This window comes from Povalibacter sp. (genome assembly GCF_036735925.1).
Taxonomy (GTDB): Bacteria; Pseudomonadota; Gammaproteobacteria; order Steroidobacterales; family Steroidobacteraceae; genus Steroidobacter.
Window position 1 is genome coordinate 43,064 of record NZ_DAINNK010000029.1, and the last position, 11,461, is coordinate 54,524.

At 65.3% G+C, this 11,461-nt stretch carries 10 protein-coding genes; 7 read left to right on the top strand and 3 right to left on the bottom strand.

All coding sequences use genetic code 11. From position 1 onward, the window contains the following. The first annotated feature begins 12 nt into the window (after positions 1–12). From moaC to V7D81_RS10925, 3 genes are read left to right on the top strand one after another with little or no spacing between them, the layout of a single operon-like run. Positions 13–480 (top strand): cyclic pyranopterin monophosphate synthase MoaC, encoded by a 468-nt coding sequence (moaC, locus tag V7D81_RS10915; protein WP_324316542.1) that lies wholly within the window; start codon positions 13–15, stop codon positions 478–480. Further along, positions 477–1,331: an NTP transferase domain-containing protein gene (locus V7D81_RS10920; protein ID WP_324316544.1), complete on the top strand. Its 855-nt coding sequence runs from the start codon at positions 477–479 to the stop codon at positions 1,329–1,331. The genes moaC and V7D81_RS10920 overlap by 4 nt, the downstream gene beginning before the upstream one ends. Further along, the gene (locus V7D81_RS10925; RefSeq protein WP_324316546.1) at positions 1,328–2,908 is read left to right on the top strand and encodes a ThiF family adenylyltransferase; all 1,581 of its coding nucleotides are present in this window, start codon (positions 1,328–1,330) and stop codon (positions 2,906–2,908) included. The genes V7D81_RS10920 and V7D81_RS10925 overlap by 4 nt, the downstream gene beginning before the upstream one ends. 176 nt (positions 2,909–3,084) lie before the next feature. On the opposite strand, the gene V7D81_RS10930 is transcribed toward V7D81_RS10925, so the two are convergent. Together V7D81_RS10930 and V7D81_RS10935 are read right to left on the bottom strand one after the other, a co-directional pair. After that, complete coding sequence (locus V7D81_RS10930; protein WP_324316548.1) at positions 3,085–4,527, bottom strand: OmpA family protein; 1,443 nt, start codon at positions 4,525–4,527, stop codon at positions 3,085–3,087. A gap of 170 nt (positions 4,528–4,697) precedes the next feature. Then, positions 4,698–5,993 (bottom strand): glutamate-5-semialdehyde dehydrogenase, encoded by a 1,296-nt coding sequence (locus V7D81_RS10935; RefSeq protein WP_349257645.1) that lies wholly within the window; start codon positions 5,991–5,993, stop codon positions 4,698–4,700. Between the two features lie 258 nt (positions 5,994–6,251). Here V7D81_RS10935 and V7D81_RS10940 point away from each other — a divergent pair, with 258 nt between their 5' ends. Then, positions 6,252–7,598: a spinster family MFS transporter gene (locus V7D81_RS10940; RefSeq protein WP_324316549.1), complete on the top strand. Its 1,347-nt coding sequence runs from the start codon at positions 6,252–6,254 to the stop codon at positions 7,596–7,598. A 121-nt stretch (positions 7,599–7,719) separates the two neighbouring features. Here the strand turns inward: V7D81_RS10940 and V7D81_RS10945 are convergent, their stop codons facing one another. Beyond that, on the bottom strand, positions 7,720–9,264 hold the full coding sequence (locus V7D81_RS10945; RefSeq protein ID WP_324316550.1) for a class I adenylate-forming enzyme family protein: 1,545 nt from the start codon (positions 9,262–9,264) through the stop codon (positions 7,720–7,722). Between the two features lie 154 nt (positions 9,265–9,418). Here V7D81_RS10945 and V7D81_RS10950 point away from each other — a divergent pair, with 154 nt between their 5' ends. From V7D81_RS10950 to V7D81_RS10960, 3 genes are read left to right on the top strand one after another with little or no spacing between them, the layout of a single operon-like run. Beyond that, positions 9,419–10,324 carry an alpha/beta fold hydrolase gene (locus V7D81_RS10950; RefSeq protein ID WP_324316551.1) on the top strand — a complete coding sequence of 302 codons (906 nt, stop codon included), beginning with the start codon at positions 9,419–9,421 and terminating at the stop codon, positions 10,322–10,324. A gap of 23 nt (positions 10,325–10,347) precedes the next feature. Beyond that, complete coding sequence (locus V7D81_RS10955) at positions 10,348–11,133, top strand: SDR family NAD(P)-dependent oxidoreductase (protein ID WP_324316552.1); 786 nt, start codon at positions 10,348–10,350, stop codon at positions 11,131–11,133. A 14-nt stretch (positions 11,134–11,147) separates the two neighbouring features. Further along, entirely contained in the window at positions 11,148–11,381 is a 234-nt protein-coding gene (locus tag V7D81_RS10960; RefSeq protein WP_324316553.1) for a hypothetical protein, read from the top strand. Positions 11,382–11,461 lie beyond the last annotated feature (80 nt).

Below are 11,461 nucleotides of genomic sequence, written 5' to 3' on the forward strand. Positions count from 1 at the left end.
TAGCCTTTCCTCATGCCTCCCTTCTCCCACATCGACTCCGCCAACCTCCCGACCATGGTCGACGTCGGCGACAAGACCGTCACGAAACGCACGGCGACGGCGGAGACGCGCGTGCGGTTTCCGGCGGAGGTCGCGCACGCGTTGCGGGCGCAGGGATTCAGCACGGCGAAGGGGCCGGTGTTTCAGACGGCGATCATTGCCGGCGTGATGGCCGCGAAGCGTACGCACGAACTGATTCCCTTCTGTCATCCGCTCGGCATCGAGAACTGCAAGGTGCAGATCGACATGGACGGCGATGATGCGCTGGTGCGTTGCACGGTTTCGGTCCATCACAAGACGGGCGTGGAAATGGAAGCATTGACGGGCGCCAGCATCGCGGCGCTCACGATCTACGACATGTGCAAGGCGCTCTCGCACGACATCGCCATCGTGCAGACCAGGCTGGTCGAGAAGCGCGGCGGCAAGAGCGACATCGGATGAGCACGCCCGCGCTGTTCGGATTGATTCTCGCTGGCGGCGCCAGCACGCGCATGCAGCGCGACAAGGCGGCGCTCGCGTATCACGGACAGTCGCAACTGGCGTGGGCCTACGACCTCGTGTCGCAGGTCTGTGCAGCCACGTTCGTTTCCGTGCGCCCCGATCAACGCGATGAACCGACGCGCGCGAACTTCCCGCAGATCGTCGATCGCCGGCCCGGCACCGGCCCCATCGCCGGCATTTCCGCGGCGCTGGCGCAGCATCCGAAGGCCGCGTGGCTGATCGTGGCGTGCGACCTGCCGTTCCTGACGCGCGCCACACTCGATCATCTGATCGCGCATCGCAATCCGTCATGCCTTGCGACCGCCTACTGCAGCAGTCACGACGGCCTGCCCGAGCCGCTGTGCGCGATCTGGGAACCTGCCGCGCGCGAGCCGCTGCAGGCCCATGTCGATGCGGGCAAGCAGTGCCCGCGCAAGTTTCTGATCAATTCCGACACGCAGCTGCTCGACCTGCCCGATCCGCGTTCGCTGGACAACGTGAATACGGCGGACGAATTCGTTGCGGCGAGCGCAGCGCTGCGCAGCCCTCGAAGCGATGAGCCGGCGAGTCGCAAAGCAGTTCGCGTGCAGTATTTCGCGCTGTTCCGCGAACAGGCCGGACGCAGCGACGAATCCGTCTCCACGACAGCGGCAACACCCGCCGAACTCTACGCCGAGCTGCAGACGCGTCATCCGTTCAAGCTGGCGCCGCAACAGCTGAAAGTCGCGATCAACTCCGAATTCGCCGACTGGAACGCACCCGTGCGCGACGGCGACACGATCGTCTTCATTCCTCCGGTGGCCGGCGGATGAAATCCTTCGGCTTCAGCAACAGCGCGCTCGATGTCGAATCGTATCGGCGCGAACTCGCCGATCCCGCGGCGGGCGGCTACGCCGCCTTCGAAGGCTGGGTGCGCAATCACAACGAAGGACTCGCCGTCACGCGCCTGGAATACGAAGCATTCGAAGCGCTCGCCAACAAGGAAGGCGAACGCATCGTGGAAGAGGCCATCCGTCGCTTCGGCATCATCAAGGCCGCCTGCGTACACCGCGTCGGTTCGCTCGCCATCGGCGACATGGCGGTGTGGGTCGGCGTCAGCTCGCGCCACCGCGCCGAAGCCTTCGCCGCCTGCCGCTTCATCATCGACGAAGTGAAACATCGCGTGCCGATCTGGAAGAAGGAGCACTACGTCAGCGGGGATTCGGGGTGGGTGAATTGCGAGCGGTGTGCGGAGCATGGGGATGCGACGACAGGCGACAGGCGACAGGCGACAGGCCAGAGTGATGCCTGCGCCAATCACCACCATCCCTCCTCTCTGGCCTGCAGCCTGCAGCCTGTAGCCTGTAGCCTCCCCGACTATTCCCGCCAGATCACCCTGCGCGAAGTCGGCGAGACGGGGCAGCAGAAACTGCGCGCGGCGCGCGTGCTCGTCATCGGCGCCGGCGGACTCGGCGTTCCGGTATTGAACTACCTGGCCGGCGCGGGCGTCGGCACGCTCGGCATCGCCGAGTCGGACACGCTCGATGCCAGCAACCTGCATCGCCAGCCGCTGTATTCGCTGGGCGATGTCGGCCAGCCCAAGGCGCAGCTCGCCGCACGGCGTCTGCAGGCGTTGAATCCGGAAGTACACATTCATACGCATCCGCGCATCGATGCACACAATGCACTGCAACTGCTGTCCGGGTACGACCTCGTCGTCGAGTGCAGCGACAACTTCGCGACGAAATTCCTCGTCAACGACGCCGCGGTGAAAGCACGCAAGCCAGCGATCTTCGCGAGCGTGTATCAGTACGAAGGCCAGCTGCAGGTGTATCGCGCCGAACCGGACAGTGCCTGCCTGCGCTGCCTGTGGCCTGACGCCACGCGCGACGGCCTGGTAGGCAATTGCGCCGAAGCCGGCGTCCTCGGCCCCGTACCGGGCGTCCTCGGCACGCTGCAGGCACTCGAAGCACTGAAGCTGCTGTTGAACCTGCCCGGCCAGCTCAGGAACGAAATGGTGCTGATCGATCTGCTGACCCTGGAACAGCGCAAGCTGCGGACCCCACATCGCGCCGACTGCCAGCATGACGCCCGCGAGATCGACGTTCCTGCGCGCGATCTGGAAGTGACGCTGACGAACCTCGCAGCCGCAACCGGTTACGCCCTCATCGACGTGCGCGAACTGCGCGAAGTCCGCGAAGCGCCGATCGCCGCCGCCTCCCGGCACATTCCGCTCGCTGTCCTGCTGGCGGATGCGAGTACGCTCGACCCCGAACGGAAATACCTGCTGATCTGCGCCCGTGGCGCCCGCAGCAAAGCCGCCGCCGAACACCTGCGTTCGCACGGCTTCCCGCACGCCTATTCGTTGAGCGGCGGCCTGGCAGGGCTCGGGCAAGGAATACCGGAGTAACCGCAAAGAACGCATAGAACGCAAAACAGAAGAACTGGCCGCAAAAAGCGCAAAAGGCGCAAAGGATTCGGATGTGGAGTCCTGTTTTTTTGCGCCTTTTGCGCTTTTTGCGGCTACTTCCTTTCTCTTTCTTCTATGCGTTCTATGCGTTCTATGCGGTTACTCTTTGCCTCTCTTCACCGCACATGAATGATCAGATCGATACGGCGATTGCGCGCCCGGCCTTCGGCCGTTTCGTTGCTGGCGACAGGACGCGTTTCGCCGTAGCCGATCGAGCTGATCTTCTCGGCGCTGATGCCGAAGTTGTTCACGAGGTAGGTCCGCACGGCATCCGCACGATCCTGCGACAGGATCAGATTGGCTGAATCGGTGCCGTTGGCATCGGTGTGGCCTTCCATGACCATCGTCGAATCGGGGAACAGCGCCAGCGCGTCGCGGACCTTGTTCATCAGCGGCGCGTTCGCTGCATCGATGGTGCTGCGCCCGGAGGCGAAGCGGATGCCGGTGAGCGAGATCACCACGTCTTCGCCCTGCCGGTAGACGCGTGCTTCGTCGGCAGTGAAGGAACTCTCGATGCGTGCCACGTTGGCGCGCAGCCGCTCCTGCGCATCGACCCGGCGCTGCAGGGCGATGCGTTCCTGGGAGACGCCGCCCAGACGGGCTTCGAGCTTTTCCATCTCGGTGTTCATGGCGGCCAGTTGGTCGTTGCGGTCCTGCAGGTCGCGGCTCAGGCGCTGGTTCTCGCGCTGCTGCTCCTGGGCCTGCTTGCGCAGTTCCTGCATGACGGGCTGCATGCCATTGTCGAAACGCGCCGGAACGTCCACCGCGGCGGCGATCTCGCGCAGCGGCGCCTCCCACGACAGGATCAGTTCCTCGACGCCGGCCTGTTCGCCCTTCTTCTCGAGCGTCGCCTCGATGAGCTTCGCCAGATACATGGAATGACGGGCCTCGTAGCTGGCCTGCGCGGCATGATTCACGGCGACGCCCGGTTCATAGCGATTGCGATTGATCTCCTGCTCCGCCTGCGACAGATGGCGCTTCGCCGCGGCGATGGTGCGCGGCGCGAACTTTTCGACTCTGGCCGCGTCGGCCTGTGCGATGAGACCGCGCGCCTCATTCACGACGCCGTTGCGGATCGCCGTCATCTCGACATCGCGCAGCAGCACGTCGGCCTCGGCGGCATAACGTTGTGCGTTCTTGAGATCGTTTTTTTCCAGCGCTGCCGCCGCTTCGCGGAAACGATCATCGGCGCGGGCCCATTCCTCCGCCGCCAGTGTCGGGGCATTCGCGCCGAGCGCATCGGTGCGGGTCGCAATCACGGTCCGCAACGTTTCGCGGGCGGCGACCGCAGCTGCCTGCGCCCGCTGCAGCGCCGTGAAGCCCTGATCCAGCTCCGTACGAATACGCTGCGGATCGCGACCGCGTTCGGCATCCCGAGCCGCGGTATCGCGCGCCTCGACTGCGGCCGCAAAAGATCGCGGCGCCAGCGCATCGACCTGCTCCTGGCGCGCCTTGTCGATTGCGGCGGTCAACTGCGAGAGAGTGGGTGCAGCCGTCTGAGCGGTCGCCACCGTCATTCCCAGGAACAGCAGCGCAACGATTCTGGTCAGGTGGTTCATGGACGTCGGACTTCGGCGAGGAAGGACGGGGCGAGTATATCGGCGGTCGCTGCGGTGAGGTTGTGACGCAGCCCCGCTCTTCTTCTGTGGGTCAGGCTTCAGCCTGACTTCTTCTGCAGATGACAAGAGAAGAGTCAGGCTGAAGCCTGACCCACAGGAAGAAGAGGACCTTACGAGCGCGTCTGCCCGCTGCCGCGCACGACGTACTTGTAGCTCGTGAGCTGCTCCACGCCGACCGGACCGCGGGCGTGGAATTTGTCGGTCGAGATGCCGATCTCGGCGCCCATGCCGAACTCGCCGCCGTCGGCGAACTGCGTGGAGGCGTTGTGAAGCACGATGGCGCTGTCGACGCGAGTGAGGAAGCGTTCCGCCGTGGCAGCGTTGCCGGTGATGATCGATTCGGTGTGCCCCGAACCGTATTTCGCAATGTGTGCGACGGCGGCATCGACGCCGTCGACCACCCGGGCCGCGATGATGCTGTCGAGGTATTCGGCGTACCAGTCTTCCTCGGTCGCCGCGACGACCCGGCGGTCGCTGGCGCGAACCGTCTCATCGCCGCGCACTTCGCAACCCGCATCGAGCAATGCAGTGACGAGCGGCGCGAGCAGCGTGCCGCTCGCCGCCCGATCGATCAGCAGCGTTTCCGCCGCGCCGCACACGCCGGTGCGCAGCAACTTCGCATTCAGGACGACGGACCGCGCCATGCCGGGATCCGCATCGCGATCGACATAGACGTGGCACACCCCTTCGAGATGTCCGATCACCGGCACGCGCGCTTCCTGCTGCACACGCTGTACGAGGCTCTTGCCGCCGCGCGGCACGATGACGTCGATGAATTCCGTCATCGAACCCAGCATGTAGCCGACGGCGGCGCGATCTGCGGTCGGCACGAGCTGCACGGCGGCATCGGGAAGCGAGGCGGCGCGCAATCCGGCCACGAGACAGGCATGGATGGCGCGATTCGAGTGCGTGCTTTCGGTGCCGCCGCGCAGGATCACCGCATTGCCCGACTTGAGACACAGGGCGCCGGCATCGGCCGTCACGTTGGGACGACTCTCGTACACGATGCCGATGACGCCGAGCGGCACGCGCACGCGCTGGATGCGCATGCCGTTGGGACGCGTCCAGTCGGCGGTCACGACGCCGAGCGGATCCGGCAAGGCTGCAATGGCTTCGACGCCGCGCGCCATGCTCTCGATGCGCTTGTCGTCGAGCAGCAGCCGGTCGAGCAGCGCCGCGGACAGGTTGCGTTCGCGCGCACCCTGCAGATCCTGGGCGTTGGCGTCGAGAATCGACGTGCGGTTCGCGCGGATCGCCGCTGCTGTCGCCAGCAATGCAGCGTTTCGCTGCTGCGTCGATGAATTCGCAAGCTCTCGCGCGGCGTCGGCGGCGGCGTGGCCGATCGAATTCATGAGCGGTGCGAGTTCGGCCGTGCCGGCACCGGGATTCACTGCATTTGCGTTCATGCGCGGCATTCTAGCAACGGACCTCATACAGTAAAGAATTGTCAAACGAGACGCAGCGCTCGCCGCTGCGCCGATCGTCGCAGACTGCATTTGCGCACGTTTCCCGCCTGCCGCGCAGCGCTCGCGAACTGCAAGGATTTCTGGATCGCAATTGCAATCGAGACCTCCGATGCCACAATGCCCCGCCCGCGCAACGACACCATGTTCCGGTCACTGGAACTGCGCGGCGTTGCGTCATTGCAATCAGGGGCAGCGGGAATGTCGGCAGAAGCGAATGGCGTAGCGACGCGCGCAGCCGCGGGCGAGCAGGAATTCCAGTGCTCCGAAGCCTATCGCCGGTACGTCGTCTGGTTCCTGTTCGTCGTCTACGTCTTCAACTTCGTCGACCGGCAGATCCTCGCGACGCTGATGGAACTCATCAAGCGGGATTTCGCGCTGACCGACACCCAGCTCGGCCTGCTCAGCGGCCTCGCCTTCGCCGCCTTCTACACCACGGTCGGCATTCCGATTGCGCGACTCGCCGACAAGAGCAATCGCGTGAACATCATCGCCGCATCGCTGCTGATCTGGAGCGCCGCGACGGCCGCCACGGCGCTGGCAAAAAATTTCATGCATCTGTTCCTGTGCCGCATCGTCGTCGGCATCGGCGAGGCCGGCTGCAGTCCGCCCGCGCATTCGCTGATCAGCGATTACTTCGAACCCAAACGCCGCGCCACGGCGCTGTCGATCTATTCGATGGGCGTGTACGGCGGCAGCTTTCTCGGCCTGCTCGTGGGCGGCGTGGTCGCGCAGGAATACGGCTGGCGTACGGCGTTCCTGCTGGTGGGACTGCCTGGCCTGCTGCTCGCCGTCATCATGAAACTCACGCTGCGCGAACCGCCGCGCGGGTTCTCCGAAGGCGGCGTGCACGCGGTCAGGGAACCGCCGCCGATGCTCACCGTGCTCAGGACGCTGTGGGGCAAGCGTACGTTCAAGCATCTGTCGGTGGCTTCGGGCCTGCACGCCTTCGTGAGCTACGGCGTCAGCGCCTTCTACAACTCGTACCTGATCCGCTCGCATGGCTTCACCGTCGCCGAAGCGGGCATCTGGCTGGCCTTCATCGTCGGCATCGGCGGATTGTCCGGCACCTATTTCGGCGGCACGTGGGCAGACAAGCTCTCGCAGAAGCACAACGATTCGCGTTACCTGCTGAAGGTGCCGGCGGTCTCCAACCTGATCGCACTGCCCTTCGCTGCGGCCGCCTTCATGATGGGCAACACCACGCTGGTGCTGATCTGCCTGTTCATCTACGTGTGCTTCGGCACCATGTATCTCGCGCCGTCGATCTCCGGCACCTACAAGCTGGTCGGCCCGCGCGAACGCGCCCTCGCCAGCGCCCTGCTGTTCCTGGTGCTCAACTTCATCGGCATGGGCATCGGTCCGACGCTCACGGGCCTCGTCAGCGAAAGCTTCAGGGGATACTTCATCGACCTCGGCGCCACCGAAGCCCAGGCGACGGCCGACGGCCTGCGCTACGCCCTTTCCTTCATCGTCTTCGTCTTCCTGTGGTCGACCTTCCACTACTACCGCGCGATGCGCACGCTGCGGGAGGAGGAGTACGGATAAGAGCAGGAATTTCACACGGAGATCTTCTGTGGGGCCGGCTTCAGCCGGCCTCTTCGAGTACAGGAGGCCGGCTGAAGCCGGCCCCACAGGAAGAAGAGGATCTCCGTGTGAAATTCTTCTTCTAAGAAGCCACGTACCCATCCCGCAGTTCGCGCTTCAGCACCTTGCCGATGGCGCTGCGCGGCAGCGATGACACTATCTCCAACGCGCTGAGGCGCTGGGTCTTGCCGACGCGCTGATTGACCCACTGGCGGATGGCTTCGGGTGCATCGCTGCGACCCGCTTGCAACTCGACGAACGCGACCGGCGTTTCGCCCCATTCCCGCGATGGCACACCGACGACGGCGGCGTCCTTGACGGCGTCGTGCTGGAACAGCACGGCTTCGAGATCCGACGGGTAGATGTTGAAGCCGCCGGAAATGATCATGTCCTTCTTGCGGTCCATCAGCGTCAGAAATCCTTCGGCGTCGAAGCGGCCGACGTCGCCGGTGCGGATGAAACGATTGCCGTCGCGGTCGTACCACTCGGCCTCGGACGTTTTCTGCGGCTGATTGAAGTAGCCATTCATCATGGCCGCCGGCGAGCGGCCGACGACTTCGCCGATGTCTCCCGCCGCGACTTCATTGCCCTGTTCGTCGATCAGGCGGATGTCGTGACCTTCCGCCGGACGTCCGACCGTGTGCAGCTTCGAGGGAAATTCATGTGCGGCGAGAATGCAGGTGCCGCCGCCTTCGGTCATGCCGTAGTACTCGGTCAGTCCGCCCGGCCAGCGACGCAGGATGTCGCGCTTGAGCGCGGCGGAGAACGGCGCGCTGGTACAGAACTTCATGCGGAAGCTGCCCAGGTCGTAGCGGTCGAAGTCCGGCAGGTCCATGAGGCGCTGGTATTGCACGGGTACGAGCATCGCGTGCGTCGCGCGATGTTTCTGGGCGAGCTGCAGGAACTTCGTCGCATCGAACTTCGGCATGAGCACGACGGTGCCGCCGCCGGCGAGTGCGGGAAAGAAACTGACCAGCGTCGTGTTCGAGTACAGCGGCGTCGAACAGAGCGTGACGGCCTGCGTGTCGTAACCCGATCCCGCGGCACGACGCACGTGCGCCCAGCGCATGCGATGCGCCTGCACGATGCCTTTCGGCGCGCCGGTCGTGCCGGATGAATAGATGATGTTGAACGGCGCCGCCGGATCGATCGTCACCGGCTGCGGTTTCGCATCGGGCGGCGCGAGCCATGCACTCAGCGGCTGACCCGCCGGCGAACCGTCGAGGCTGATCCTGGGAACGGGCACCTGCGCCGCATCGATCGCGGCCGCAGTGGACTGATCGAGGAACACGGATTTCGCACCGCAGTCCCGCAGCATGATGCCGAGGCTTTCAGGCGTGGACGACGGCGCCAGGGGCGCGACCACCACGCCTGCGCGCAACGCACCGAGGAACACGACGCCGTATTCGACACTGGCCGTTGCGCAAATGGCGATCGACTCGCCGGCTCGCACGCCGTCGCGCTGCAATGCTGCGGCGATGCGGTCCATCAGCGCATCGAGTTCGCCGTAGCGCAGCACCGTATCGTCGCGAACCAGCGCGGGATGCTGCGGCCGCTGTACTGCGTGGGCGTGGATCAGATCGGCAATCAGGCCGAAATCCTGGGCGATTAGCGATTCGGGTGTCATCGTCGGACGGCGTTGTTGGGACGGCGCACAATGCCACAGCGCCTGCGCGCCCGGAACCCGGCGACAGGATGCGAACCGCTGAAGATTTGTTTTGTTGCAGCAGTACGGTGGCGCCTGCAAACTCGCCGCCGGCTTCAGCCCGGAAACCGTTCCAGTGCCCCAGATCAGCGTCAACGGTCTCGCGTTCGAGTACGAATCGTTCGGCTCCGCGTCCCGGCCAGCCGTGGTGCTCATCATGGGACTGGGGGCGCAGCTGGTGCGCTGGCCGCTGCCCTTCTGCAACAAGCTGGTCGAGCGCGGCTTCCGCGTCATCCGCTTCGACAATCGCGACATCGGCCTGTCGGCCAAGATGGATGGCGCACCGGTGCCGGAACTCGCGACGATCGTTGCTGCCCGCATGGCAGGACTGCCGGTGCGGGTGCCGTACACGCTGGACGACATGGCCGCCGACACGGTCGGGCTGATGGACGCATTGCAGATCGAGAAGGCGCACATCGTCGGCGCGTCGATGGGCGGCATGATCGCGCAGCTCGTCGCAGCGGATCATGCATCGCATGTGCTGTCGCTGACGTCGATCATGTCGACCACCGGCAATCCCGCACTGCCGCCGCCGACACCGGCGGCCTCTGCCGTGTTGATGGCGCGCGCGCCGAATCCGAGCGATCTCGATGCCTACCTGCAGCACAGTCTCAACACCCTGCGCGTCATCGGCAGCCCCGGCGCGCCGTTCGATGAAGCGGCCGCGCGCGAGCGGCTCACGACGGAAGTGAAGCGCAACTACAACCCGGCCGGTTTCGGCCGCCAGCTTGCAGCGGTCACGGCGAACGGCGATCGCCGCGAGAAGCTGCGTCGCATCCGCACACCGACCATGGTGATCCACGGCACCGACGATCCGCTCGTGCCCGCGGCCGGCGGTCGCGACACCGCGGAAAACATTCCCGGCGCCGAACTGCGCATCATTCCCGGCATGGGTCACGACCTGCCGCCGCAATATCAGGATCAGATCGTCGACGCGATCGTCGCCATCGCGAAACGCGCCGACCCGAACGTCACCGGCTGAACTTCACGACAGCGAGGACCGCGATGAACAGACTCGAAGGCAAGACCGCATTGATCAGCGGCGCCGCCAGCGGCATCGGACGCGCCAGCGCCCTGCTGTTTGCGAATGAAGGCGCGAATCTGGTCATCCTCGATCGTGCGCCCGCCGTCGAAGAAACCGCGGCGCTGGTGCGCGACGCCGGCGGCAAGGTCATCGCGCTGGTGAAGGACTCATCGGATGAAACCAATGTGGCATCGGCCATCGATACGGCGGTGAAGGAGTTCGGTGCGCTCGATGTGTGCTTTGCGAATGCCGGCGTGAGCGGCGGCATCGTGCCGTTGCAGGAACAGACGCCCGAGCACTGGGCCGAGATCCTGAAGATCAATCTCATCGGCACCTTCCTCGCAGTGAAGCATGCAGCCCGCGTCATGGCGCCACGTCGCAGCGGTTCGATCATCTGCACCGCCTCGGTGGCGGCACTGCGCTCAGGCGCGGGCGGCTCGCCCTACAGCGCCAGCAAGGCCGGCGTGATCAGCCTGGTGCAGACCACGGCGTGGCAGCTGCACGGCAGCGGCGTACGCATCAATGCCATCTGTCCCGGCCTCATCGAAACCGGTATGACTCGTCCGATCTTCGAACAGGCGCGCGCCCGGGGAACCGATCACAGGATCGGGCAGTTGAATCCCCTGCGCCGGGCCGGCGCTCCCGCGGAGATCGCGCAGATGGCGCTGTTCCTGGCCTCGGACGATGCGTCCTATGTCAACGGTCAGGCGTTTCCGGTGGACGGCGGCCTGTCGACGTCGCACCCGATCGTTCCGCCGAAGATCTGAACTGGAGTTTCCTCATGTCCCGCCGCCGCCGCTCCGCGTTCGATGCGCTCGAAACCCTCGCACTGGTCGGGGCGCTCGGCCTGATCCTATCGCCGGCATTGAAGGGCATCGCCTATCGCTGGCGGGGGAAGCATCCGAAGGCGCGCAGCGATGCCGCCATCGACGAAGCGCTGGAGGACACCTTCCCGGCGAGCGATCCGCCGGCGAGCCGCTTCGTCGACATTCCGGAGAATCGCAAGCACCACTGACTCCTTCTGATCCCCTCCTCCGCGCAGCGGGGGAGGGTTAGGGTGGGGGCCTCTTGCTGTGGGGCCGGCTTCAGCCGGCC